The sequence below is a fragment of the Pseudoblastomonas marina genome, from assembly GCF_034374265.1.
GTDB lineage: Bacteria > Pseudomonadota > Alphaproteobacteria > Sphingomonadales > Sphingomonadaceae > Alteriqipengyuania_A > Alteriqipengyuania_A marina.
Genome location: NZ_CP139718.1, coordinates 324,551 through 349,877, shown reverse-complemented (window position 1 = coordinate 349,877; position 25,327 = coordinate 324,551). Strand labels below are relative to the sequence as shown.

Genomic DNA, 25,327 nt, shown 5'->3' with positions numbered 1-25,327 from the left:
CTGTCCGCAATCCCGCGTCGTGATGGGAAAGCCTGACCGTGCAGGGGCCGATCGCCAGCAACGTTCAGGCGGCAAGCATGCCCGACGCACTCGATGCGCCGGTGCGTGCTTCGATGGCAGGTCGGGGCGCCCGGTAGGACTACTCCGCCGCTTCGCTGCTCCGGTTCCGAACGGGCTCGCGCCTTTATGGCCCCTCCAGCTTTCCCCGCCCTCCTGCGGAGGCCCCCGAAAAGCTGGCGCGCCCGGCAGGACTCGAACCTGCTGCCTCAAGATTAGAAGTCTCGCGCTCTATCCAGATGAGCTACGGGCGCGCGCCGCCCTCGCCAATAGCGCGCTTTCGCGCGGGCACAAACCGCGATAGCTAACGCAGCTATGGACACGACACCCCGACGGATCGACGCCAGCAGCGCGCGCGGATTTCGCTATTTCCCCTATGTGATGGCGGCGTTCGTCGCGATCCTGCTGCTGTCGAACCTGATCGGCGCGGCCAAGCCGAGCTACGTCACCCTGCCCGGCGGCACGCAATGGTCGTTCGGCGCGGGCGTGCTGTTCTTCCCGGTCAGCTACATCATCGGCGACATTCTCACCGAGGTCTACGGCTATGCCCGCGCGCGGCGCGTGATCTGGACCGGCTTCGCCGCGCTCGCCTTCATGGCGTTCATGGCGTGGGTGGTGGTCGCGCTGCCGCCCGCCGACGGATGGGACGGGCAGGAAGCCTACGAGAAGGTGTTCGGCAACACCTGGCGGATCGTGGGCGCGAGCATGGTCGCGTTCTGGGCGGGCGAGTTCGCCAATTCCTTCGTGCTCGCCAAGATGAAGGTATGGACCGCGGGCAAGCACCTGTGGAGCCGAACGATCGGCTCGACGGTGGTCGGCCAGGGGCTCGACAGCCTGATCTTCTACCCGCTCGCCTTCTACGGTCTCGCCGGCTGGCCGCCCGAATTGCTGTGGCAGGTCGTGCTCTCGCAATGGGCGATCAAGACCGCGTGGGAAGCGCTGCTGACGCCGCTGACCTATGCCGTGGTCGGCTGGCTCAAGCGGCGCGAGGGGGTCGATGTGTACGACGAGGGCACCGATTTCTCGCCGTTTGCGAAGGCGCGCTAGACCCCCGCGTTCCCCACCACCCAGCACGCAAGCGCCAGCAGCAGCCCGGCGAAGCGGTTCGAACGGAAGCGGTCGAGCGCGCTCTGGCCGTCAGCGGTGTCGAGCGTCGCGACCTGCCAGAAGAGGTGGCCCGCGATCGGAGCCAGCGCGAGCAGGCCGAGCACATCCTCGCGCAGCCACCAGAAGGCGAGCGCCCAGCACGCGAGCGCGCCGAGGTAGAACAGCGCGACGCCGCCGGTCACGCGCCTGCCCAGCGCGAGCGCGGAGGAGCGGATCCCGACCAGCGCGTCGTCCTCGCGGTCCTGCAACGCGTAGATCGTGTCGTAGCCCACCACCCACAGCGCGCAGCCGGCATAGAGCGCCGCCAGCACGTCGAGATGGTCGCTCCGCAGCGCGAACCAGCCGACGAGCGCGCCCCAGCTGAAGACGAGCCCGAGCCACGCCTGCGGCCACCAGGTGATCCGCTTCATGAAGGGATAGGCCGCGACCAGCGCGAGACTGCCCAGCGCGACCAGCTGCGCCTCCCACCGAAGCTGCAGCAGCACGACGAGGCCGACGCAGCACAGCGCGAGCAGCCACGTCCACGCCGCTCTCTTGCTCACCCGCCCGCTCGCCACCGGACGCACGGCGGTGCGCGCGACCTGCCGGTCGAGATCGGCATCGACGATGTCGTTGTAGACGCAGCCCGCGCCGCGCATCGCGATCGCGCCGAGCAGGAACCACAGCAGCAGCTGCCACTCGCCCTCGCCGCCCGCGAGCAGCAGGCCGAAGGTGCAGGGCCAGAACAGCAGCCACCAGCCGATCGGCCGGTCGAACCGCGCCAGCTGCGCAAGGTCGCGCGGGAATTGCGGCAGCCGGCCGACGAGGCCGCGATGTTCGCTGTCGGGGACGATCTGGTCGCTCATCGCTTGCCCCCTACCGCGCGCCGTGCCACCTGCCTAGGCCATGCCCGCTACCCCCGCCTGGCCTCCCCGCTCCGCCCCGCGCCTGTTCGTCGAGCAGGAGCTCGCACCCGGGATGCGCGTCGCGCTCGAGGGCAACCAGGCGCATTACCTCAACCGCGTGATGCGGCTCGGGCGCGACGATATCGTGATCCTGTGCGACGACGTCACCGGCGAATGGGCGGCCAAGGTCACCGCACCGGGCAAGCGCGCGATCTGCCTCGAAACCGTCGAGCAGCTACGCCCGCGCGAGGCGGTGCCCGACTTCTGGCTCTGCCCGGCACTGCTCAAGAAGGACCGCTTCGACCTCGTGCTCGAAAAGGCGACCGAACTCGGCGTGCATCGGATCGCGCCGATGGTTACCCGCCGCTGCGTCGCGGACAAGCTCAATGCCGAGCGCGCGACCAAGATCGTCACCGAGGCGGCCGAGCAATGCGCGCGCACCGCGCTGCCCGAGGTCGCCGCGCCGCAATCGCTCGACGCGCTGCTGCGCTACTGGCCCGCGGACCGCGCATTGTTCTTTGCCGACGAGCTCGGCGGCACGCCCGCCGCCGAGGCGTTTTCGCGGCACACCGGCCCTACGGCCCTGCTGATCGGCCCCGAAGGCGGCTTCGACGGCGCTGAGCGCACCGCGATCCGCGCGCATCCGCAGGCCGCGGCGATCACGCTAGGTCCGCGCATCCTGCGCGGCGAAACCGCCGCGATCGCCGCGACCGCGCTGTGGATGGGGGTGGCGGGGGACTGGCCGGGCGAGCAGGCCGAATAGCCCTTCCCACACCGCTTTCGGTTTTCTAGGGCAATTTTCGTGAGCACCCGCAAGATTTCCACCGAGGCCGATCCGGTCATCGAGAGCCGCGCGCAGCTGGTCGCCCCGTTCGTGGGCGGCGAGAAGCCGAAAGCCGACTGGCGCATCGGTACCGAGCACGAGAAGCTCGTGTTCTGCCTGAACGACAAGCACGCGCTCTCCTACGACGAACCCGGCGGGATCCGCGATATCCTGCTCGGCCTGCGCGAATTCGGGTGGGAGCCGGTCGAGGAAGGCGGCAAGGTCATCGCCATGGCGGGCGAGGACGGCACGGTCAGCCTCGAACCCGCCGGCCAGCTCGAACTTTCGGGCGCGCCGCTGGAAAACCTGCACGATACCTGCGCCGAAACCGGCCGCCACCTGCAGCAGGTCAAATCGGTTGCCGAGGACATGGGGGTCGGCTTCCTCGGCCTCGGCATGTGGCCCGACAAGGCGCGCGGCGACCTGCCGGTGATGCCCAAGGGCCGCTACGAGATCATGATGCGGCACATGCCGCGCGTCGGTAGCCTCGGCCTCGACATGATGCTGCGAACCTGCACGATCCAGGTCAATCTCGACTATTCGTCCGAGGCCGACATGGTGCAGAAGTTCCGCACCGGCCTCGCGCTCCAGCCGCTCGCCACCGCCTTGTTCGCCAATTCGCCCTTCACCGAGGGCAAGCCCAACGGCTACCTCTCCTATCGCAGCCACATCTGGTCGGACACCGACCCGCACCGCACCGGCATGCTGCCCTTCGTGTTCGAGGACGGCTTCGGCTACGAACGCTGGGCCGACTACATGCTCGACGTGCCGATGTATTTCGTCTTCCGCGACGGCAAGTATATCGATGCGGCCGGCCTGTCCTTCCGCGACTTCCTCGACGGCAATCTCTCCGCCCTCCCCGGCGAAAAACCAACCGAGAGCGACTGGTGGGACCACCTCTCGACCGCCTTCCCCGAAGTGCGGCTGAAGAGCTTCCTCGAGATGCGCGGCGCCGATGGCGGGCCGTGGAGCCGGATCTGCGCGCTCCCCGCTTTCTGGGTCGGGCTGATGTACGAACAGGACGCGCTCGATGCCGCGTGGGACCTGGTCAAGCACTGGACCGTCGAACAGCGCGAGGACCTACGCAACGCGGTCCCCAGACAGGCGCTCGATGCACCGATTCCGGGCGGCGGTACGTTGCAGGACCTCGGCAAGGAAGTGCTCGCGATCTGCCGCAAGGGCCTCAACACCCGCGCGCGGCTCAACTCCTCGGGCGACAACGAGGCCGGCTTCCTCGAAACGCTCGACGAGATCGTCGCCAGCGGCAAGGTTCCCGCCCAGCGCCTGCTCGACAAGTATCACGGCGAGTGGAACGAGGACGTCAGCCGGGTCTACCGCTACAGTTTCTGACTAATCGACACCGAGCTTGGATGGTGAAACATCGTCAGGATTGGATCGGTCGGCCGGAATTTTAGGCGGAGCAGGCTGCCACTCTGTGATGTGCTCAACCACGAGCTTGTAAAATGCGGGCACAGCCAGCTCAAGTTCTTGGATAAACGTCCGCGGTTGACTCATTCGCACGCCCAAGTCCGTACAGCGAACAATCTCGAATCCAAGGACCTGCATCGATTCCTTGCCATCGAACAGCAAAGTCGGATCGTCACGCAGTTTCCCGATTTCGTATTCCGATGTCGGTGCGCGACCGGGCCAATAGGCACGAATTATCAACTGTCCGTCGGCTTCGCTCGGGATTTGCCGCAACAGCCAGTTCAATCGTGCCTTATTGGATTTACGGTCTCCAGGAGCACGGATATAGACCGATTGGTTGATCGTGCCGCGCGAAATCCTGACGTCGATAACCAGCGGATAGCTCGCATCTGGCAGGTCAAGGCTGATCGATAGAGCGCGATCCTTCTTGAGCCGCTTCAGATCACTGTCGAACTTGGTCGTCGGATTGGCCTTTTCTGCGCGCGACAGCTGCTGCTCCACCCTTCGCCCGAGTTGGCGGCTCAGGATCAACTCGAGGTCCCTGCATTCCTGCTGCCAGGCTTCCGTCACCTCGCGCATTTCGTCCTGCGGTAGGTTGGGCGCTCCCTGGCGTGCAGTCCCGACGAGTGATTTCCACGCTTTCGGCATCTGATCGAAGCCCCGTACTCCGGCGCTGTCGTCGCCGATAAATCGAACGAATTCGTTCAGAAGCCACTGCTGTTCTGCATCGTCGACTACGCCATTCATCAGTTGCAGCTTGGCCACCGTCAGCAGGTGCATCCACGAAAAATGGAAGAGGCTGACACTTTTTGTCTTGTGCCCTGAAACCTGCACCGGATGATGATGCGGCACGGCGGAGAACTGGTTCGAGATCGTGATAACTGCATCGACCCGGTTGGCTCGCGCGATCGTGAGATAGCGTTCCACCTGCTCCGCAGATAACTCGCTTTCGCCGATCTTGGCTTCGACCAGCGCCGACCATTTCGCTCGGCCAGTATCGATAACGATCAACCCATCGGGCCGACTCAAGTCCTTGGCTTTACGATCGGTTTCGAAACACACTTCGGTGAAGCATTCGATTTTCGCGCGTGCGCCAATCCTAACGCCGATCTCGCCAAAAATTTCGGCGGCGTAGTTTCGCACTACCGAGAGTGTCGCAAGAAAAGGAGAAAGCGAACGCGCTTCTTTGTTCTTCTCGGACAAAATGGGAAGAAGTCTAGCGCGTTCTCCCCTTACAAGAAATTCAGGCCTATCGGTCATTCACCTCTCCCCCAAGACGGCAAAAGAGAAGCGTAAGGTACTTCAAAGATAGATCAAGGCGTTACTTGTAGCTTTCCTTTTCTGCATCGCCCCGCCGCGCGATCGCGTGGCCGAGGCGGCGGAGCCTGGCGGTGACGAGGCCGTGCTCACCCATCCAGTCGTAGTACTCGCGGTATTTGGGGTCTTCGAGCAGCAGGTGGGCTTCCTCGGTCCGCGCGCGCCAGTAATAGATCGCGCTGACCACCGCCAATAGCACGCAGTTGCGGATCGCTTCGGTCGCGCTGCCGCTGGTGACGAGGAAGGGGAGCGTGGCGAACCACCAGAACACGTTCTTCGACAGGTAGGCCGGGTGCCGCGTCCAGCGGTACGGCCCGTTGGTGATGACCCCGCGATAGGTGAGGTTGGAGAAGCGCAGCCCGAAGATCACCGTCGCCCAGGCGTAGATCGCGGTGAGGAACACCAGCCATGCCGCCCAGATCGCCAGCACCGTGTCGTTGCCCGCCAGCCAGTAATTCCACTCGGCGGTGTCGACGCGGTAGTCGAGCACGTCGCCGGGGCCCATGATGAGGAACGGCGGGTAGCACAGCAGCGCGGCGAGCCAGCCGCCGACGAACGGATTGCCCGAGCGGATATGCGCATCGAGCGGCTTCAATGTAACGAGGTAGCCGACCGCGCCGATCTGGACGTCGATCACGAACAGCAGCGTGATGAGGATCAGCCCGAGCCGCACCGGGTCGTCGATCGCCAGTCCCAGATCGGCCTCGACGATGATCCGGAACCCCTCGGGCAGGATCGCGATCATGAAGGCGCCGAAGAAGCCCTTGATGAACCACGCGCGCAGGTGGCGCTTGACCTCGCTCGCGTCCCACGCGTCGCGTCCGATCAGCATCGCGCCGAAATGCCAGCACGCATCGCGCGGGTCCTTGAGGTGGCGGTCGAGCCACAGCACGTAGGGGATCGAGACGAGGAACAGCGGGACGACGAGCCAGCCCAGCACCTCCATCGCGAAGGTATAGGGCGGCTGCCAGTACCACCGCCCGACCCAGTAGAACGCGCCGAGCAGCGCCCAGGTCGCCCACAGGCCTGCCAGCTTGGTGATTGTGAAATCGCCCGCTTCGGAGAGCGGGCGCTTGCGGCTCCAGTCGAGCCCGGTGCTTTCCCGGCGGTGGACCTTCTCGACGAACACCGACCACAGCACCATCGGGATCCCGGCGGCGAACAGGCCCATCAGCGCGGCATTGGGGCCGGACAAGACGCCGCGGCGGCCCGGCAGGCCCAGCGCATCGGCGATCGCCGGGTATTCGCGCGCGAAGACGATCCAGGCGAGCAGGCCGAGCAGGCCGACCAGCCCGACCGCCGACGATACGTCGCTTGGCGGCCGCGCCGCCACCCGTGCCGAAGCCCCCGCTGTCATGGCCGGAACCCTAGCACGTAATGGTTAACGCGAGAAAAGCGCGCTCAGCGGTAGGCGCGGATCGTGCCGCCGTCGTCGAGCACGTAGAGCGTGTTGTTGGCGACGATCGGGGGCAGCGAGACCTTGGGATCGAGATCGGTCAGGTAGGCGAGCGATCCGTCATTCACACTGGCATAGGCGACCTGGCCTTCGGAATTGGCCATCCACAGCCGATCGCCCGCGAGCACCGGCCCGGTCCAGAAGATCGGGTCCTTCTCGTCTTCCATGTTGCGGAAGGCCGGGAGGTCGACCACCCATTTGACCTTGCCCGACGAGCGCTGGATCGCGAGCAGCTGGCTATCGCTGGTGAGTGTGAAGATCCACTCGCCCGCGACCGCCGGGGTCGAGATCCCGCCGAGATTGAGTTCCCAGATGCGCTGGCCGGTGACCAGTTCGTAGGCCGCCATCCGGCCACCCTGACCGAGCGCGTAGACGCGGCCCTGGTCGATGATCGGATCGGCGTCGATATCGGTGATCGTGCCGACCGAGGTCGAGACCGAGGTCCGCGCGAGCGCGTCGCCCCACAGCTGGCGGCCGTTCTCATAGCGATAGGCGGCGAGTTCGCCCGAGCTGTAGCCCGCGATCACCGTGCCCTGCGCCGCGGCCGGGGCGGCGACGCCGAACACGCCGGCTTGGCCGACCGCGCCCGATTCGAACCACTGGACCGCCCCGTCGCCAATATCGAGCGCGTAGATCTCGTTGTTCTGCGTCATCACGAACACGGTGTCGAAGGCGAGCGTGGGCGCGCCGCGCAGCGGGCCCGAGGGCTTCACGCGCCACACTTCGTCGCCGGTATTGGCATCGAGCGCGGCGACTTCGCCGACCCCGGTGGTGAGGTAGACGCGGCCCGCATTGTAGCTGACCCCGCCGCCGAATTCGGCGCCCTCGCCGTCACCGCTGACATTGAATCGCTTGCGCCACACCGGCGCGCCGCTGGTCGCGTCGAACGCGTGGACGGTGCCCGCGGTGTCGAAGACGAACAGCCTGCCCCCGCCGATCACGGGCGAGGAGGCGAGCCGCGCCTTGTTGGTGCTGCCGGCGATCTGCGCGGTCCAGGCCGGGGCCGGGTTGGCCCCGATCGCGAGGTGGCCGTAGGCATTCGACGCGCCGCCGCTCGGCTGCGCGAATTCGCGATTGGCCGCGGCCGGGGGCAGGATCACGCTGACGCTGGCGAGCGAGGGGTCGGCGACCGCGCCCGATTCGATCCGCGAGAGCACCGGGATGCGTTCGCCCACGGTCGGTGTCTTGGGCTTGTCGCTGCCGCCGAGAATCCCGCAGCCCGCGGTGGCGAGCGCCAGCATCGCTGCTCCGGCCAATCGGAGACTCGGGCGCAGGCGGCTGGTCGTGTTCGTGGTCATGGTCATTCCTTACTGCTGCGGCGCAGGCGCTGGGGCTGTCTGGCCGCGCGCGGCGAGTTCGCTTTCGTTGAGCGTGCGCTCGACATCGTCGACCGCATCGACCCCAAGCAAGCCCGCCATCTGGCGGGTCCGGCGGCGGATCGTCTGCGGCACGTTCTCGTCGCGCGAGACTTCGGCGAGGAGCGGACCGGCGAGGTCTTCCTTGCCCTGCTTGAGATAGGCCATCGCGACCAGCTCGCCCGCGCTGCCGAACCACGGATTGCCCGCCACCGCGAGCGGCTTGAGCCGTTCGACCACCTTTGCCGGCGGCAGTTCGTCGAACCGCGCGGCGACTTCGCGCACGGTGGCGAGGTCGCGCAGCTGCTGCGGCACGTCGTCATCGGCGGCGACCGCGGAATAGATCTTGGCGGCTTCCTCGGCCTTGCCGTCCTCGAGCAGCAGCGCGGCCTGGGTCATCCGCGCGAGCGCCGCGGTCGCCTTGGCGTCGTCCTCGCCCGCAAGCTGGGTCAGCATCTCGTCGGCGCTGGCGGCGTTGCCCTTCTCGATCCGGTCGAGCGCCATGGTCAGGCGCTCGCCACGATCGGCGTCCTCGGCCGTCTGGCGACCGTCCCACCACAGCCAGCCGCCGACCCCGGCGATGATCACCACGAGCGCGATGCCGATCGGGAGGCCGTATTTCCTGGCCGCGTCCTGCATCTGCTGCTCGCGCAGCGCCTCGTCGACTTCGCGCATGAAGCCGTCCTGCTCGGCGCTTTCCCGCGCGGCCTTCTTGTCGGTCGGCTGGGGGGCGGAATTCTTGTCGTTCGGAGGAAGGGCCAAAATCTGTCTTTCGCGTGGCAAATTGCTGTGGCGCGCTGTTTACCGCGCTCGCGCGCCAATTCAATGGGCGATGCTGTGGATCGATCTGTCGGGCACGCGGTGAAGCGGGCATGAATGCCCGTGTCGCGCCTGCCTGATCAGGGGAAGCGCGGGACCTTGAGCGCGCGGGCATACATCGCGCGGTAATCGTCGATCATCGCCTGTTCGTCGTATCGATCGCGCGCGCGCTGGCGGTTCGCTTCGCCGATCGCGGCGCGGGCGGCCTCGTCTTCGGCGAGCGCGGCGAGCATTTCACCGAGATGTTTCGTGTCGCCCGGCACCGAGACATAGTCGCGGTTGGACTTGGCGAGCATCGCCTTCACGTCGCCGACGTCGGGCGAGGCGACCGGCAGCCCGCTCGCCATCGCCTCGACCACCGAGAGCGGGAACTGCTCGCTGTCCGACGACAGCGCGTAGATGTCGAACAGCCCGAGCACGGTCGCAGGATCCTCGACGAAACCGGGCATGTGGACCCGGTCCGAGACGCCGAACCGGTCCGCCGCGGCGCGAATCTCGTCGCGCTCGCTACCCTCGCCCACGATCACCAGCTGCCAGAACTCGGGCAGGTCCTTCATCGCCTCGACCAGCCGCGGCAGGTTCTTGACCTTGCGCAGCCCCGCCAGCGTGCCGATCCAGCGCTCGCCCTCGCGCTTGACGAGGCCCGGAAGCGCGTCGGCCTTCGCCTTGCGGCCATAGCGCGCGGTGTCGATGCCGTTGACGATCCGCTGGACGCGCCATGCAGGCTGCTGCCACTCGGTCTTGGCGATCTGCTCGAGCCCGGTCGAAGGGACCACCAGCCCGGAGGCGCGGCCCAGCGCGATCCGGCGATACCAGTTGCGCGTCCACTTGCGCTTCTTCGTTTCGTCGGTGTCGAACCCGTCCTCGTGGTGCACCAGCGGCGGCAGCGAATGAAGGTCGGCGAACAGCGTGTGCGCCATCACCGCGTCCATCGCGCCGAAATTGTAGGTCAGGATCAGGTCGAAGCCCGCCATCGCCTTGGCGAGCTTCTGCAGCCGCCCCGGGGTCGGCTTGCCTTTGAGCGAGGGGAAATGGACCGGGTATCTCACCTGGACCGACTTCTTCATCCCGTGGCCCGCGCTCAGCGCACCCGGCTCGGCCGAGACCACCGTGTGCTCGAGCTTGCGCCCAAAGGCTTCCATCAGCCGGACCGAGCGCATTTCCTTGCCGCCCACGTCGAAGCTCGAATGGAGGTGCAGGACCTTCTTCGCCATCGTCTCGGTTCCTTACGCCTTGGCGCGGTCGAGCAAGCGATCGAGCGCGGCGAGCGACCCGGCATCGTCGAGGAACGGCGCATGGCCCACGCCGGGCACGATCACGATTTCGATATCGTCGGCCCTGGCCTGCATCTGCTCGAGCGTGTCGGCGGTCAGGATATCCGAAGTCTCGCCGCGCACCGCGACCAGCGGTTTCTTGCCGAGCGCCTCGAACGGGCTCCACAGATCGGTCCCGCCCTCGGCGCTGTCGCCGGCGAAGGGCTCGGCGATCTTGGCGTCGTAATCGGGGACGATGCGCTGGTTGGTGCCGACGGTCATGCTGCGCTTGGCCATCACCAGCCAATCGTCGATCGTGAAATCGGGGAAGATATCGCCCTGCCCTTCCTCGAGCGCGCGCGCGGCGTGCATCCAGGTCGGGAAACTGCCGCCCTGCCCGACATAACCGCGGATCCGCGCGATCCCGTCGGCGGAAATCTCGGGGCCGATATCGTTGACCAGCGCGCCCGCAACGAGATCGGGCTTCACCGCCGCGAGCAGCATCGTGAGGATTCCGCCGAGCGAGGTCCCGACGAACACCGCGCGGGTGATTCCCTCCTGCTCGAACAGCGCGAGCAAGTCGGCGACGTATTGCTGCGGCACGTAGGTCGCGCTGTCGGGCGCGTATTCGCTGTCGCCGCGACCGCGCATGGTCGGGCAGATCACGCGCGTACGGGTGCGCAAGTGATCGGCCAGATCCTCGAAATCGCGCGAATTGCGGGTCAGGCCGGGCAGGCAGACCACGGGGGGAAGATCGGACGCGTCGGGCCCGGCATAATCGCGGAAATGCAGTTTCAGCCCGTCGGGGCTGGTCCAGTGTTTTTCCTCGAAATGGTCGTGTTCGTCGCTCATCGAGCTCCCGCCTGAATCCCTTGTGGCTCATGCATGCTTGCGCTTGCCGCGCCGTGCCCCCACCCTTGGCGATATGCGTCCTCCAGAGCAACCCGTCACCTACCGTCCCGATCCGCAAATCATGCAGCTGGCCGAGTGGCTCGCGACGCCGGTTGCGGCGGCGCAATTCCCCGAGACCCGGCTGCGCTTCGCGAATCGGCGCTGGGCCGGTTCGGTGGGTTTGCAGGACTGGCGCGACGAGGACTGGGTGCGGCACCTGGGGCGCTTCGAACCGCTGCCCGACAATCTCTCCGAGCCGCTCGCGCTCGCCTATCACGGACACCAGTTCCGGGTGTACAATCCCGAGATCGGCGATGGGCGCGGTTTCCTGTTCGCGCAGCTGCGCGACCACACGGACCGATTGGTCGATCTCGGCACCAAGGGATCGGGCACCACCCCGTATAGCCGCAGGGGCGACGGGCGCCTGACGCTGAAGGGCGCGGTGCGCGAGATCCTCGCGACCGAACTGCTCGAGGCGCGCGGGGTCGATACCAGCAAGACCCTCTGCGTGATCGAGACCGGCGAGCAGTTGGAGCGCGGCGACGAGCCTTCCCCCACCCGCTCGGCGGTGATGACGCGGCTCTCGCACGGCCATATCCGCATCGGTACCTTCCAACGGCTCGCCGTGCTCGAGGAACCCGAACACATGGCGCAGCTGGTCGATTACTGCCTCGAACAGTTCCCCGGCCCGCCGCCGCCGGAGGACGCCCCGGGGCGCGACCAGCCCGCCGTGATCCTGCTCCACCAGGTGGTCGAGCGGCTCGCCGATACCGCCGCCGCGTGGATGGTCGCGGGCTTCGTCCACGGCGTGCTCAACACCGACAACATGAATATTTCCGGCGAAAGCTTCGATTACGGCCCGTGGCGCTTCCTGCCCAAATGGGATGCGAGCTTCACCGCCGCCTATTTCGACCACCAGGGGCTTTACGCCTTCGCTCGCCAGCCCGAGGCGGTGCACTGGAACTGCATGCAGCTCGCCGTCGCGCTGCGCGCGCTCGCCGACAGCGACCCGCTGGTCGCCGCGCTCGATCGTTATGGCGGGCTCTACGAGGCAGCCTTGCGCCGCCGCTGGCTCTGGCGGCTCGGCGTGATGCCGCAGGACGGCGAATCGGATACCGCGCTGATCGGCGCGATGGAGCGCCAGATGGTCGCGACCGGCGAAGCGCCCGACGCGGCCTTCGCGCGCTATCGCGGCTGGCGCGGCCAGCCCGGGACCGAGTTCGAGACGCTGCTCGCCGCGCGCAGCTTCGTCGAGGGTGCCGAACCGCTGCCCGACGACGCACCCTCGCTGGTGATCGAGCGGGTCGAGGCAATCTGGGCCGCGATCGACCGCGACGACGACTGGTCGGTGCTTGAAACCGAGATCGAGCGGATCCGCGCGCATGGAGCGGCGCTCGGAACGATCTCGCCTGCAGGTCGTCCGCTGGCGTAGACTCCGACACATTTTGCGTTAAGCCGCGCGCTCTACTATGGCGCGCGACACCCAGGGGAATTGAGGACCGGATGAGCTCCGAAATCGTATCGTTCGAGCCCGCGACGGGCGAGGAATTGTGGCGCGGCCAGACCGGCGACGTCGAGGAGGCGGTCGCGACCGCGCGGCGCGCTTGGGCCGACTGGGCTTCCAAGCCGCTCGCCAACCGCATCGAGCTGATGCGCCGTTTCGCCAACGAGATGCGCAAGGCGGCCGACGATTTCGCCGAACTGATCGCGCGCGAGACCGGCAAGCCGCTGTGGGAAGCGCGCACCGAAGTCGATGCGGTGATCAACAAGGTCGAGATCTCGGTCCGCGCCTACGCCGAGCGCACCCCGCAGCGCACGCTCGACAACGCGTTGCAGGGCAAGGCCTCGGTCCGCCACAAGCCGCACGGCGTGATGGCGGTGCTCGGCCCGTACAATTTCCCCGCGCACCTTCCCAACGGCCACATCGTGCCCGCGCTGATCGCGGGCAATTGCGTGATCTTCAAGCCGAGCGAAAAGACCCCTGCGGTCGGCCAGGCGCTGGTCGCCGCGTTCCACGAGGCAGGCGTGCCCGCGGGCGTCGTCCAGCTGCTGATCGGCGCGCGCGACGAGGGCGAGGCGCTGGTCAAGCATCCGGGCGTCGACGGGGTGCTGTTCACCGGCAGCGCGCAGGCGGGGATCGCGATCAACCGCAAGCTCGCCGCCAATCCGGGCAAGATCGTCGCGCTCGAGATGGGCGGCAACAACCCGATCGTGCTGTGGGACACCCCGCTGCTCGACGATGCCGCCGCGCTGATCGCGCAGAGCGCCTACACCACCGCCGGCCAGCGCTGCACCGCCGCGCGCCGCCTCATCGTGCGCGACACGCAATACGATGCGATTCTAGACAAGCTGAAGACGCTGACCGGGCGGCTGATCGTCGACGAGCCCTTCGCCGATCCCGCCCCGTTCATGGGCCCGGTGATCGACAACCAGACCGCCGACGGGCTGATGGAGAGCTTCGTCTACCTCATCACCCACGGCGGCAAGGCGATCCGGCACCTGACCAAGAAGGTCGAGGGCAAGCCCTTCCTGACCCCCGCGATCGTCGACGTGACGGACATGGAACAGCGCCCCGACGTCGAACTGTTCGGCCCGATCCTGCAGGTGGTGAAGGTGTCGACCCTCGACGAGGCGATCGCCGAGGCCAACCGCACGCGGTTCGGCCTCTCGGCCTCGCTGATCGGCGGCAGCCCGGCGGACTACAACCGCTTCTGGGCCAATATCCGCGCCGGGATCGTCAACTGGAACCGGCCGACGAACGGCGCGAGTTCGAGCCAGCCCTTCGGCGGGATCGGCCTGTCGGGCAACCATCGCCCGGCCGCATTCTATGCCGCCGATTACTGCGCCTATCCGGTCGCCTCGACCGAAATGGACCAACCGCGCGCCAATATCGGCGTCGGGCTCGAGGAATAAACCCCCCGCCCGCGCGGCCGGGTCAGGACCCGGCGCGGGCCAGCAATTCGACCTTGGTGCGGCCGTCGGCCTGCCGCCCGACCGCGATGTAATAGGCCGCGTCGCCCTTGCGTCCGCCGATCACGGTCTCGCCGTCCTTCTCCATCAGGTCCGCCGAGAAGCCCGCATTGCGCGCGCGGGTGTGATAGAAGTTGACGACTTCCTGCTGCGGTACCGCGGTGGTGAAGGTCGTGACGCGCAGCGCGCAGCCTTCGTCGTCGTTCCCCGCCGCCTCGAGCACCGCGCCGCGCGGATAGACGGTGAAGGGTTCAGGCATGCGATCGGCCCAGGCGGCGGAATAGTCGGCGCCCTGCGAACAATCGACGCCGCTGTTCCCGCGCTGGATCGCCTGCGCCGCCGCGATCATCGTGCGGGTCAGCGCATCGCCCGGCGCGGGTGCCTGGTTGATCCGCCCGCCGACCAGCTGGCGCGCTTCCTCGCGTGCGCGGTTGACCTGTTCGCGGGTCTCGTCGTCCATCGGCACCGCCGAGGAGGCCGGGTCGCCGCCCGCCAGCGCGCCGTCGGCCCCCGACTGGTCGAGCCGGTCGGGATCGACCATGATGTCCTCGCCCAGCGCGCCGGCGGTGGCCGGATCCATCTCGGCGTTTTCATCGGTCGCGTCCTCGCCCCCGCTGCAGGCGGCGAGCGTCAGCAGGGGAGCGGCGAAAAGAAAGCGGGCGCGCATGGCATGATCCTCATCCAATGTTCTTTATGCCTCCACATACAGCGGCCATGCGCTGAGGCGAAGACCCGCCCGGCGCTTGTCCCGAAACGGGAAACGGCGCCCCCGGGAGGACCGGAGACGCCGTTTCTCATACGCCGGATCGTGGATCAGCGGCAGCGCACCGCGCGCTTCTCGATCTCGCGCCCGAGCAGCGCCCCGCCGACCGCGCCGAGGATCGTGCCCAGCGTGCGGTCGCCGTTCTTGGTCAGCTCGCGACCGAGCAACGCCCCCGCCGCGCCGCCGATCAGCAGGCCGGTGGTGCCGTCGCTGCGGCGGCAGTAATAGCGCCCGTCCTCGCCCTGCCACGCGCGGGTTTCATAGGTGGCGCGCTCTCCGTAGCCGCTGCGCGGAGTGTATTCGGGATAGCGATAGGCGGTGCGGTGCGGGTTGCCGCGCCCCTGGAAATGCCCGCGCGGGCGATGGCCGCGCTTGTGGTGTGCCAGCGTCATCGCGCCGTCCGCCTGGACGGTCGCATAGGCCGAGGCGCTTGCGCCGATGGTCGGCAGTTCGGCCGCCGAGACGGGGGTAGCAAGCGATGCCGCTGCCAGCAGCGCGCTCGCCGAAAGCGTGATCTTCTTCAACATAGATTCAGTCTCCATTCCTGTCGTTCCGCGAGTTCGGGGCGCGAAACCGCGGTTCAGGAATTAGCCGAAATCGATGAACGACGCGCAACGCGCCGCGATTATCGACGAGCCGAATACGTGCGTGCGATGGACCGTTGCGAACGGCGCCGTCAGCTCGCCTTGGCGTGCGGGGCGTCCTCGCCCAGATCCTCGTACCAAGCCTCGACCGGACCGTTGAGCTTGATCGTCAGCGGCTTGCCCTTGCGATCGAGGGTCTTGCCCGCCTGCACGCGCACCCAGCCTTCGGAAATGCAATATTCCTCGACATTGGTGCGGCGCGAGCCCTTGAAGGAAATCGCGACCCCGCGCTGGAGCTTCTCGACGTCGAAATATTCGCTGCCGGCCTCGACCGAGAGACGATCGGGGGGCACGTCCTGCGCGCCGGGGGTTTCGCTGCTGTCGGGGGCGGTGTCGGGAGTATCGGTCATGGCGCGCGCTGTTGGCGGCGGGCCCGCCGCTTGTCAATCGCCCGCAGCAATCACATGCTTGTCAATCGCGCCGCGCGGCGCTAGTGGGCCGCCTCTGTCGAGAGACGGGCGCGTAGCTCAGTGGTAGAGCACACCCTTCACACGGGTGGGGTCGCAAGTTCAATCCTTGCCGCGCCCACCATCTTTTCAATAGCTTAGAAGAGATGGTCTGCATTTCCATGAAAAAAACATGAAAAACGCGGTGTGGGAACGGCGCGAATTGCGCGTTGATTCCATCCTTCCTTTGTTGCGTTCGGTTGGATCAATCTGTGCAGGTGGAGCCGAGGCGCTATTCTGCACCATCGCCTTCCTCGACAACGCCCATCCCAGCCAAAAGCCCTCCTGCGTCGTTCTGCTTCCCCGGCTCCACCCGTTCTTCGGGTTTGGGTTCGGGAAGTTCGCTCGCACGGAAACAATCGCCTTTCTCGATCTCGTCGAGCACAGCTTTCAGGTCCGGCTCCATCTCAAGCGTAGCCTCGATGACCCAGAGTAGCTCAAGCAGCCCGTCGCTCATGGCAGGGGTCCACTTCTCAGGTCGGATGTCGTCAAGTGGACTAGATTTCTTGCCAGCCCGCTTCTTCATCCGATAGCCGAGCCATGACGAGACTATTTGCAGACCCGACACTTCGAAGTCCCAAACTTCCTGCGTCACTGGCCCGAAGACCCCATCGCCTACTCTCAGTTCGCGTTTCTCGGGGTCGTATTCATATTCGCTTGGGTAATCTTCAGGCTTGGACGAAATGCCCTTGAGGTTCGTTGCTTTCCCTTTCGGGACCTCATCGCCGCGGCCCTCGTCACAAAAGCGCTCTGCGTAAGTGTGGAGCCAGATGAGTTTCCGCCCAAGCTTGGCAGCTCTGGCGAACACCTCGCCATCCTTCGTCAGGGGAACGCGAGTTCCGGGGGTTTCGAGTTCGTTCCAGAAGCGGGAGGTGTAGGATTGCCCACCAAGCACTGCGTAGACATATGCTGCGAGGTCCTCGGGGGATGGTTTTTTTCCAAGAGCAAACTCGAGTAAGTCGAGAAGCCCTTCAGTGATATTCGCCTGCGAACACTCCGCATCGAGGTATAATGGGATAACGTCCTTCCCGCCAAACGATCCACGAAAATGATGCAGGTCGGGAACGGCGGAGGTGGCGATAATCCCCTGGCCTTCTGCAAGCGACTCAGTGGCGAGCGAAATCAAATACAATTGATGCTCGCCCTGGAGCCTCCAGAGCACTTCTCCCATCCTGTCGTTGAACCGAATATCCTCCATCGCGAACTGACGGTCGAAAGAGCGGAAGGCATATCGAGAGATTTTCGGGCAGTCTGAACCAACCTTCATGCTTGCGATGGTCGGTAGCTTATTCCGAGTCACATGGTCGCGGTATTGGCGCTCAATCTTACGATACTGATTGTTCTTGAAGAGTTTTTGCCGCTCTTTGCCGGTCTTCGCGAGTAGCGTCATCCAACGCTGTTCGATTAGCTCACGCGTTTCGGCAATGGGCCAAGACCGTCCGAACTTTGAGCCACTCCGTTGATAGGGGAAGATGTCGATAAGCTTGGGCCACTCGAAATAATCACCTTTTCCAACCGGCAGAAACGGCTTGTGCCAATCAACCGGGCAGTCGCTCCACGAGAGGGACTTAATGCCCTTCAGGCCGTCGAGAATTGTCAGTTTTCCTGACTGGCTCTCGCTCGTCACTTTGGCGTAGTGCACTTTCGCAGGCGTGCCGCGGTCAGGCTTTCCGTGAGTAACGCCTATGGCGATTGCAACGGGCGTCTGAATGTTGAAAACATTAGGTGTTTTTCGTGTCCCCAGATTGTCGCCGCCAAGGTCAACTATCCATAGCTCATCGAACGTCCGCCGCATCACTTCCCGAACGCCTACGAAGCCGGGGCCTGCGAGGTAGCTCGACGCAGTGATGAAGGTGACAATACCGCCGCCTTCCTGTTGCTCGAACAAGCGCCACAACGCCCATCGCCAGAAGTAGATGTAATCGTTGTAGATGTTCTTGAGGTGAAGTCCCTGACCTGCCTCGGTTGCCGGATCTACAAAGGCTTTCAGGATAGGGGGATCTTCGCCCTGTTCTTCCTGATCGGCTCCAACCACGTTGCCGAACCGGACCCAGCCTCCCTTGCGCTGGGTTATAGTATCGCCCTCCTCAATGGTCTGTCGGTCGTATGGAGGGTTTCCAAGGCAGACGAGGATGTCCCCCTTCTGCTTCACCTCGCGGGCTGCTTCGTGTTCCTGTGTCAGAACTCTGTGCGTCAGATCCAGCCCCCCGGGCGGGGCCTTGTCGGGGCTTGAGAGAGCGTCAGCGAGGTAAATTTTAAGGCGGGCGGCGAGCTTCTCGTCTTCCTCTTCTTCACCCTTAGCGCTGTTGATCGCGCCTTCTAGCGCCTGCGTCAGTCGCAGGTGTGCGACGGCGTAAGGCCCGACCAGTATCTCGAAGCCATACATATTCTCGGCCATCTGCCTTGCACGTGCAGCGACGGCTCCGGGTCCTGCTCGCTTCTCGACCTTCTCGATGCCACTTTTGATCGCTGCGACAGGATAGGTCCCGGTCCCCACGGCCGGATCGAGAAAAACGACACCATCATCCGCAAAGCCGAGCTTTTTGCCAAAGCGCTTTTCAAGCAGTTCGCTCGCCAGCCGCACCTGAAGCTCAACCACTTCTCGTGGAGTGTAGTAGACCCCATAGTCCTTTCGCAGCTTCGGGTCATAGGCAGCGAGGAAATCCTCGTAGAAGTAGAGCCAGAGGTCGGGCTTGGACTTGAGGAAGTCGTGCGGATCGAGTGCCTCAAGCGAGCGCTGGAGCATCTCGAAGCCGACCGATAGCTCCTTCCGAGCCTCCGCTTGACCAAGCAGCTTGAGAGACTGGGCCAGCAGACCGTTGTTCTTGTCGAGCGTCTTCGCCGCCTCCGCGGGGTCGAGAGTGCCCGCGCCGGAAAGCCGGGCCAAGAGCATCGCATACGTGACCGTCTGGGCGTAAGCGTCCGCGAACTTGTCGTTGTCGGCATCCGGGAAGAAGAACTGCCGCCATTCGTTCGCCAGGAGTGTCACTGCCGACCCATCGTCCTCCAAGGCGCTTTCGACTTCCGAGCGCAGGAACCGCGTGATTGGCGCGAGATAGGATGCCAGACCTGACGGGGTGTGAGGGACATTCGGCTTCCAACCGAAGAAGTCCCGAAGGAGACGTCCCAGCGCGGCAGCATCGTCAGCCTCGACAGCCGACTTCCCCGCTGTGGTGGGATCATCATGCAGACGGACTATCGGCTGGCCCTCGGGGCGCTCCCCCGAGCGATACAGCGCCCATTCGCGTCCATCGGTATAGAGGACATTGGGCAGACCCTTCAGCTTTGCCCATTGCTCCTTGTTATGCTTGCCCTTGAGCTTGGGAGCATCTGCCCCAAGGCCCGGGGCCTTCAACTCGATGTAGCCGCAAATCAGCTTGCCGACATAAACCGCGATGTCCGGGCGAACCTTATGCTCGGACAGGTGGGTTTCGGTCTTCGTCTCGACCTCCAGCCCATAGGCAGCGCCCGCCTTTGCCAGCAGCTCCGGGACGCCCGGCTTGAGCTGGTCTTCATCGGAGCTTGAGCCGGGGAGGGCGAATTTCTCGGTAAGTTTTTCCGCATAGTCTTGTAAATCTGCTAACTTCACGTGCCCGCTCCAGCTCTGAGAAGGGCACCTAACAATAAAACGCGCCCCGCTGAAAGCTTCTAGAAGCTTCCCCCACGATTGCGCAAAAACTCCCCAAACAGGGCTGCCATGCGTTCCGCATCATCGCCGCCGTCCCTCTCCTCTCCCAGCCCCCGGATCAATTCCGCCTGCCGTGCGGCTGGCACGGTGCCGTAGCTGGTGAATGTGGTGAGCACGCTCTCGTGCCCTATATTCTGCGACCAGGCCTTGAATTGCTCCGGCGTAGTGCAGATCCGCTCACCGAGCTGAACCAGAGTGTCGCGAAAGCAGTGCGGATTGAAGTAGGGTAAGCCCGCCGCCGAAAAAGCAGCCTTGTAGATCGCGCGGATCGGCCCAGTGCTGCTCCAATGGCCGCGCTCCAGTCCAACCGCCTCAAAACCGCCCTCCTTGCCCAGACCGATCGCCGTTTTCGGAAACAGCGGATCGTCTTCGCTCCACATCAGGACAGTGCGAAGGTGCTCGCACCAGTCAGTGACGATCGAACGCGCATCCCCGCCAACGGGGCAGAACCAAGTAGTGAAGGTCTTGCTGTTCTTGGTGTTCACGTCCCGCGCATCTTGAAAGATGCTACCTTGCTCAAGATCGAGATGCTTCAGCTTCAGGCTGGCCAGCGCCCCCGCCCGCGCCCCGGTCAGCACAGCCAACGCGATCAACGCGCGGTTGCGCTTTTCGATGTCCGTTTCGGCTGGCATCGAATTAATGACATGGTGGACCTGCTCCAGCGTCGGCACCGGCTTTTCGCGCTTGGCATTAGCCACCCGCACGTCCTTTTCGCTCAGGTTGAAATAATCCGCATCGGCATAGGCGATGCGGCTCTTGTAGCCAGGCTGGCCCGCCAGCCAGATGAAGAACGCGCGCAGGGCCGAAAGTGTTGAGTGGACCGTGGCACGCGCCAACGGCTTGCCGGTGCGGGTATTGGTTTCCTTATCCAGCCGATGCTTGAAGGCCTTTGCTTGCTCACGATGGAATTTCTTGAAATCCTTGTATCCCGTCGCCGCTTCGAAGCGCGATAGGGCCTTGGCGACCTGATCGATTGATGCTTCGTCCCGTCGCATCGCTTCCTTCAGGTAGTCGAAATATTCGCGCTTGATTCGCGTGTTTGCGGCGTTGTGCTTTGCCATGCCTTAGGCTCCTTAAGGATCGTCACAGTTTGAGGAGGGATGCGCCCGCGCAACTATGCGTGGAGGAGCCAGCGTGGCTTGAACCTCCAATCCGGGCATTTTGGTGGCAATGTCCGCCAGCCGTGTGCGCCGGTGCATCATCGTACCGCAGGTCTCGCAGAGCGCCTTGAGATTGCCGGTGGCCGCATTGATGGCGACGTAATCGACCATCCCCATCGCTGGTGCTTTCGGATCCCGGCACTTGAAGCAGTACATCTGCCCAGGCTGGCACGGGCGCTTTGCAGTTTTGCGCTGCCTCGCCCACCATTCCTGAAAATCGCTGCCTAGGATCAGTGTCGGCTTGGCCCCATCGATCGAGGGCAGCCCCTTCTTCAGCCAGCCGCGCACCGTGTGCTTGTGCACACCGAGCAAGTTGGCCAATTCGGTCACACTGAAAGACCGATGGAGCTTGGCGCGGCGGGGATCGATCCGCTTCATTGCGCTGGCCTATTGCTCTTCGGTGGCCAGCCGCTTGATGGAAGCGACCGTAACCAGCCGCCGCCGTCCCATTTTGCGGGTGTTCAGTTCGCCTGCGCGGATCAGCTCATAGACGGAAGTGCGACCGAGGCCGAGCGCCTTGGCGGCATCGGTAATCGAAACGAAGAGAGGTTCCATGTCGTGTTTCCCTGCAAAGTGCCAGCAAGCGCCAGCGGATGCAGGAGAACATCACGATCAAGAATTCGCTCGAATAGGAGTTCTCAAAACTTGGCGAATTGAATCGGCGTTACGATTTGCGTTTTGCCCCGGCGCTGTCGCGCCCATGCTGGCGTGCGAGGTCTGGCCAAACTCGTAGATTGAATCCGCGTACCGATAATCGACCAGAAAATTCCTTAAGTGCAGCATCTCTGAAGCTCTTCTTTGAGCGACGCATTTCAGGATCGGACGCAAATTCCTTCGCTAGCCAAGTTCGACATTCTTGTTCACCATTTGCGGTAGATTGCGTCGAGTTCTGGCCAGTTGGTTCGTCCCGACTGACTGGAGGCCATCGCTCCAAAATATCTCGACGCAGAAAGCGTATATCGTCAGCGCCATCTGGCCAGGTCATAGAAATCCAGCCCTCGTGCAGATTGAACACCAGTTCTGGAGTTGCAGGGGACAGCCCTCCGTTGAGATGGACCAGTTCCTCCCAAGCCACTGAGATGCATGTGCAGTGTTTGAATGAGGACAGGCCGAACTCTTTCACGGCACCGCATTCGCAGTACGCATACGATATTGTGGAGTGGAGCCAGCCTAGCGACTTTGTAGCAAAGCGCCATACACCATCCTCGGCGACAGGCTCCTCGTGCCCATTAGGTCTAGTAAAAAGAGGCATTCTCGCCATCGCGAGATAATCCCTAGTTGCTATCCAAGCCATAGCCCTCGGAAACGTCCAAATCGGGTCTTGTTTGGTTTCAGGTAGTGAAAGCTCGCTCACCGACCAATGAAGACTAAGGGCATTGTCGAGGACATCTAAACCCCGAAGCCGAAGTGAATCATACACTGCCGCCCAATCGTGTAGCTCACTCGCAAGCTCCTCCCATCCCTCAATCGCCTTCGCCCCTCTTTGAGATAAAAGGCTGTGCATTGCTCGAAACCAGATCGGTGTACCTACCGGGAAGTCATCAAGAAGCTCATGACTCGGAGGAAGGTTCTCGATGATGTAATTTAGGCCTTTGTCATCTCGATCGAATTGATCTGAAATGATCTGACAAATGCGCGCCATTGCGGGAGCGTATTCATACGGTTCGCATTGAAGGCGCAGCAATTCGAAAGCATCACCACCACTCATCCATTCCGGCTCAGGAAACCAATCGCGGCTGGGAACTGAAATGTCCTTTGGACGGATTGGTACAGGCCATGAATGGTCAGACTCGCTGGCGCTGTGGTCACGGAGTTCTTTGAGAATCCCCGTCACGTTGCTCAAGGCGGTCTTCTCCTCAGCAACTTCAAACGGGTTTGCACGCTTTTCGTCTTCGTTCAATCTGCCACCCTCGCAGCCACAAGAAACGATAATTGAAACACTAAGTGGGATCGATATACGATTGAGTTATGTGCAATCTGTAAGGAACTCGCAAATCTCTCAAATAGACCCGCGGTTCGGCAGACCTGTCAGATGTGCAACCTCTATAAAATGAGCCGTAACACGACAGAGATCGCCAATCTGCGATCTATGGCATCATGCGGCTAGTGTTTCGTTTAATCGGATAGCGGAAAGGATGCGCTTTCGGCCGAAGCCCTATTTATCCGCCCGTGCAATCTGTATGCGAAGAGGCGAATGCTGAACCATGCTTGCGAGCAGCGATGAAGCTAAACGTGAGCCCGCGTTCGTGCTTTCTCATCCTGTTCCAACCTCGTCTCTCATTGAACGGCTATCTCACAGCGTTTCAATCCTGATGACAGGTTTTAGGCCCTGGAGATTCGTCGCTCGCTAACCGAGAATGGGTGGGAAACGGACAATCAATCTGGGCATTGAGGTCCCCGCCCTCCACGTCGGCAAAATGGCGGAGTTGGGTCCAAAGACACAGTCTCAAGCTCTGCAAGAGGAACGACCTGTCCCGTAGCACTTATTAGTCCCAGCGATCTCTCCACATCAGCATAAGAATCTACGTCCGGTGAAGTAATGCGAAGCCAGCGTGAGTAATCTGCATTATCTTCGGTGGAGTAATAACAGGTCCAGCCTTCATCTCGGCTTTCGCACCAACGATGATAGGAGACGCAGCTGTTTCCAACGCACGCACGGCTCATACGCTGCGCATCGTATTCAGCGCGAAAGTTGTCGCCCGAAAGCTGGACCACGACTTCCGAGCCTTGAACACGAGCAGTTGCCCATCGTGACGTCGAGCTTGGGCTACTGACTTCTACGCTTTGCACGTCTGCAAGGCACAAAGTGGCAATGATTAGGAGGCAATCCATGCCACTAGCTTGCATGACAACTCAGTGTCCGCAAGCGGGTCGATGGCTGCCTGTTTGCTCTTGGCACATCGCTTGCTCAGCAAAACGGTCACGAACTGGGTGGATAGCTGCCATCGCCGTGGTATCTCCTCGCGATGTTCGACATTTCATCAGTCATCGTCGAAATCCTGCGACGGTATGCCGTGGATTGGGAGGGCCAAGCACCCACAGAGGCCGATATGCTCGCTTGGGCTGGTGGTTCAGGCCGGGCACAAGCTCTTCTTTACGATCAGATCGCGACACAGCTTGCGGTTGGTTATCATGAGAAGCGTTACTCATTCGAATTCTGCGATGAGATAGTGAATCACCTATATGGCATTATGATTGGGCAGCAGGCCGAAGCCTCACCACCACCGTGGCCGAAGCTATTTTTTCGGGTCTTCGAAGCATTTGATGCAGGGGAGCTTGCAAGCCCGCATTTGCCACCTCATGACCCAGTAAAAACCTACACCGACCCCGAGATTGCCGAAATCGTGCGCGAGCTTTAATAACTGTTTTCGGGTCGTTCACCGACGGTCAGTTCCCGGCAGATCGATCACTTGATGAAAGTGGCTGAGGATGAGTGGGAACGGAGCTAAAGCAAGCTTTCTATGGCGTAGGCTATTTCTCCTCGCCTCTGGTGAGAGGACGTATCACGAGTGGCGGCCCTTCGCCGAAGGCAATCTTTACGATCTTCCCTTCTTCCACCCAAAATGACGCGGTTCGCTCCTCCAATTTCAATTTCCCGTCGCTCTTAATAAAGCGCCCGCAATTCCATTTGACACCAACCGGTAGGCGACGTTCGCTTGTAGAAATTACGGAAATTTCATCTATCGAGCATTCGCGAATATAGGCAAACAAATGCGGCGCACTATTTTCCGATGACGCAATACGATTGACGATCTCCACCTGAGCCAAGTTCACCTCTGATTTCTCAGCCTCCCCTAGGAACGCCGCTACAACCGCAACTTCGTTGATGTGGTCATATCCCGGGTCCACAGCATGAGGTGCAGCACTCAGGGCCAGCAAATATAGAAGCATACTCTCTCCATATAGATGCGGCCCAATTACTGGTTTTTCCGAAGTCAGCAATCGGGTCGTTAGCCGACGGTCGGCTCCTGGCACATCTCTAGCTCGACAAAAGTGTCGCCAGATTGGGTGGTTAGCTGACACAAACGCATCCAGTCCGCCATCATGGGGAGCCAAATCCATAGCTCCAACTTAAGTGTGTGATCTTTGATTCTGAACTGACAACGCACAAAGTGCCCCGCCTCCAACTATCGTCGAACCACACCTCAATGTTTTGTGTTTTTGAATACTCGAAACCGTGACAAGATTGAGGTTTTGTCGATTCAACTCTATAGAAACCCGCCTTCGAAAAGGTCTTTTGGGCGGTCCATTGGACATCGCCGATGG

At 63.1% G+C, this 25,327-nt stretch carries 22 protein-coding genes and 2 tRNA genes; 7 read left to right on the top strand and 17 right to left on the bottom strand.

Translation table 11 applies throughout. The features are described from left to right. Nucleotides 1-234: 234 nt before the first annotated feature. Nucleotides 235-311, bottom strand: a tRNA-Arg gene (locus T8S45_RS01630). A gap of 61 nt (nucleotides 312-372) precedes the next feature. Here T8S45_RS01630 and T8S45_RS01625 point away from each other — a divergent pair. Then, nucleotides 373-1,104 (top strand): queuosine precursor transporter, encoded by a 732-nt coding sequence (locus T8S45_RS01625; RefSeq protein ID WP_322294443.1) that lies wholly within the window; start codon nucleotides 373-375, stop codon nucleotides 1,102-1,104. On the opposite strand, the gene ubiA is transcribed toward T8S45_RS01625, so the two are convergent. After that, a complete protein-coding gene (gene ubiA / locus T8S45_RS01620; protein WP_322294442.1) occupies nucleotides 1,101-2,009 on the bottom strand; it encodes a 4-hydroxybenzoate octaprenyltransferase in 909 nt (302 codons plus the stop codon). The genes T8S45_RS01625 and ubiA overlap by 4 nt on opposite strands. Before the next feature lie 40 nt (nucleotides 2,010-2,049). On the opposite strand from ubiA, the gene T8S45_RS01615 reads away from it, so the two are divergent. Together T8S45_RS01615 and T8S45_RS01610 are read left to right on the top strand one after the other, a co-directional pair. Continuing rightward, nucleotides 2,050-2,811: a 16S rRNA (uracil(1498)-N(3))-methyltransferase gene (locus tag T8S45_RS01615; protein ID WP_322294441.1), complete on the top strand. Its 762-nt coding sequence runs from the start codon at nucleotides 2,050-2,052 to the stop codon at nucleotides 2,809-2,811. A gap of 39 nt (nucleotides 2,812-2,850) precedes the next feature. Then, complete coding sequence (locus tag T8S45_RS01610) at nucleotides 2,851-4,221, top strand: glutamate--cysteine ligase (protein WP_322294440.1); 1,371 nt, start codon at nucleotides 2,851-2,853, stop codon at nucleotides 4,219-4,221. Here T8S45_RS01610 and T8S45_RS01605 read toward each other — a convergent pair whose 3' ends face one another. The 6 genes from T8S45_RS01605 to T8S45_RS01580 all read right to left on the bottom strand — a co-directional run bounded on the left by T8S45_RS01605 (nucleotide 4,222) and on the right by T8S45_RS01580 (nucleotide 11,351). Next, nucleotides 4,222-5,502 carry a hypothetical protein gene (locus tag T8S45_RS01605; protein WP_322294439.1) on the bottom strand — a complete coding sequence of 427 codons (1,281 nt, stop codon included), beginning with the start codon at nucleotides 5,500-5,502 and terminating at the stop codon, nucleotides 4,222-4,224. 118 nt (nucleotides 5,503-5,620) lie between these two features. Continuing rightward, nucleotides 5,621-6,973, bottom strand: coding sequence for a methyltransferase family protein (locus T8S45_RS01600; protein ID WP_322294438.1), 1,353 nt, complete (start codon nucleotides 6,971-6,973; stop codon nucleotides 5,621-5,623). Between the two features lie 44 nt (nucleotides 6,974-7,017). Next, nucleotides 7,018-8,376 (bottom strand): BamB-related PQQ repeat family beta-propellar protein, encoded by a 1,359-nt coding sequence (locus tag T8S45_RS01595; protein ID WP_407654922.1) that lies wholly within the window; start codon nucleotides 8,374-8,376, stop codon nucleotides 7,018-7,020. 3 nt (nucleotides 8,377-8,379) lie between these two features. Then, nucleotides 8,380-9,189, bottom strand: a complete 810-nt coding sequence (locus T8S45_RS01590; protein ID WP_322294436.1) for a tetratricopeptide repeat protein — start codon at nucleotides 9,187-9,189, stop codon at nucleotides 8,380-8,382. Nucleotides 9,190-9,326: 137 nt separating this feature from the next. Then, nucleotides 9,327-10,460, bottom strand: coding sequence for a glycosyltransferase (locus tag T8S45_RS01585; protein WP_188641321.1), 1,134 nt, complete (start codon nucleotides 10,458-10,460; stop codon nucleotides 9,327-9,329). Nucleotides 10,461-10,472: 12 nt separating this feature from the next. Then, nucleotides 10,473-11,351 carry an alpha/beta fold hydrolase gene (locus T8S45_RS01580; protein WP_188641320.1) on the bottom strand — a complete coding sequence of 293 codons (879 nt, stop codon included), beginning with the start codon at nucleotides 11,349-11,351 and terminating at the stop codon, nucleotides 10,473-10,475. Nucleotides 11,352-11,424: 73 nt separating this feature from the next. On the opposite strand from T8S45_RS01580, the gene T8S45_RS01575 reads away from it, so the two are divergent. Next, complete coding sequence (locus T8S45_RS01575) at nucleotides 11,425-12,822, top strand: protein adenylyltransferase SelO family protein (RefSeq protein WP_322294435.1); 1,398 nt, start codon at nucleotides 11,425-11,427, stop codon at nucleotides 12,820-12,822. 71 nt (nucleotides 12,823-12,893) lie between these two features. Further along, on the top strand, nucleotides 12,894-14,303 hold the full coding sequence (gene astD, locus T8S45_RS01570; RefSeq protein ID WP_322294434.1) for a succinylglutamate-semialdehyde dehydrogenase: 1,410 nt from the start codon (nucleotides 12,894-12,896) through the stop codon (nucleotides 14,301-14,303). Nucleotides 14,304-14,325: 22 nt separating this feature from the next. Here astD and T8S45_RS01565 read toward each other — a convergent pair whose 3' ends face one another. The 3 genes from T8S45_RS01565 to T8S45_RS01555 form a co-directional block, all read right to left on the bottom strand. After that, on the bottom strand, nucleotides 14,326-15,027 hold the full coding sequence (locus T8S45_RS01565) for a hypothetical protein (protein ID WP_322294433.1): 702 nt from the start codon (nucleotides 15,025-15,027) through the stop codon (nucleotides 14,326-14,328). Nucleotides 15,028-15,173: 146 nt separating this feature from the next. Continuing rightward, nucleotides 15,174-15,665 (bottom strand): glycine zipper 2TM domain-containing protein, encoded by a 492-nt coding sequence (locus T8S45_RS01560; RefSeq protein ID WP_322294432.1) that lies wholly within the window; start codon nucleotides 15,663-15,665, stop codon nucleotides 15,174-15,176. Nucleotides 15,666-15,799: 134 nt separating this feature from the next. Beyond that, nucleotides 15,800-16,117: a DUF3297 family protein gene (locus T8S45_RS01555; protein WP_322294431.1), complete on the bottom strand. Its 318-nt coding sequence runs from the start codon at nucleotides 16,115-16,117 to the stop codon at nucleotides 15,800-15,802. A 106-nt stretch (nucleotides 16,118-16,223) separates the two neighbouring features. Here T8S45_RS01555 and T8S45_RS01550 point away from each other — a divergent pair. Then, nucleotides 16,224-16,298: transfer RNA gene (locus tag T8S45_RS01550), tRNA-Val, on the top strand. A 147-nt stretch (nucleotides 16,299-16,445) separates the two neighbouring features. On the opposite strand, the gene T8S45_RS01545 is transcribed toward T8S45_RS01550, so the two are convergent. The 5 genes from T8S45_RS01545 to T8S45_RS01525 all read right to left on the bottom strand — a co-directional run bounded on the left by T8S45_RS01545 (nucleotide 16,446) and on the right by T8S45_RS01525 (nucleotide 22,961). Further along, on the bottom strand, nucleotides 16,446-19,802 hold the full coding sequence (locus tag T8S45_RS01545; RefSeq protein WP_322294430.1) for a type ISP restriction/modification enzyme: 3,357 nt from the start codon (nucleotides 19,800-19,802) through the stop codon (nucleotides 16,446-16,448). 59 nt (nucleotides 19,803-19,861) lie between these two features. After that, nucleotides 19,862-20,962: a tyrosine-type recombinase/integrase gene (locus tag T8S45_RS01540; protein WP_322294429.1), complete on the bottom strand. Its 1,101-nt coding sequence runs from the start codon at nucleotides 20,960-20,962 to the stop codon at nucleotides 19,862-19,864. A gap of 12 nt (nucleotides 20,963-20,974) precedes the next feature. After that, nucleotides 20,975-21,439 (bottom strand): helix-turn-helix domain-containing protein, encoded by a 465-nt coding sequence (locus T8S45_RS01535; protein ID WP_322294428.1) that lies wholly within the window; start codon nucleotides 21,437-21,439, stop codon nucleotides 20,975-20,977. 9 nt (nucleotides 21,440-21,448) lie between these two features. Further along, on the bottom strand, nucleotides 21,449-21,616 hold the full coding sequence (locus T8S45_RS01530) for a helix-turn-helix domain-containing protein (protein ID WP_322294427.1): 168 nt from the start codon (nucleotides 21,614-21,616) through the stop codon (nucleotides 21,449-21,451). A 109-nt stretch (nucleotides 21,617-21,725) separates the two neighbouring features. Further along, nucleotides 21,726-22,961: a hypothetical protein gene (locus tag T8S45_RS01525; protein WP_322294426.1), complete on the bottom strand. Its 1,236-nt coding sequence runs from the start codon at nucleotides 22,959-22,961 to the stop codon at nucleotides 21,726-21,728. 1,066 nt (nucleotides 22,962-24,027) lie between these two features. On the opposite strand from T8S45_RS01525, the gene T8S45_RS01520 reads away from it, so the two are divergent. Beyond that, nucleotides 24,028-24,420, top strand: coding sequence for a hypothetical protein (locus T8S45_RS01520; RefSeq protein ID WP_322294425.1), 393 nt, complete (start codon nucleotides 24,028-24,030; stop codon nucleotides 24,418-24,420). 112 nt (nucleotides 24,421-24,532) lie between these two features. Here T8S45_RS01520 and T8S45_RS01515 read toward each other — a convergent pair whose 3' ends face one another. Continuing rightward, nucleotides 24,533-24,952 (bottom strand): hypothetical protein, encoded by a 420-nt coding sequence (locus tag T8S45_RS01515; RefSeq protein ID WP_322294424.1) that lies wholly within the window; start codon nucleotides 24,950-24,952, stop codon nucleotides 24,533-24,535. Between the last annotated feature and the right edge of the window lie 375 nt (nucleotides 24,953-25,327).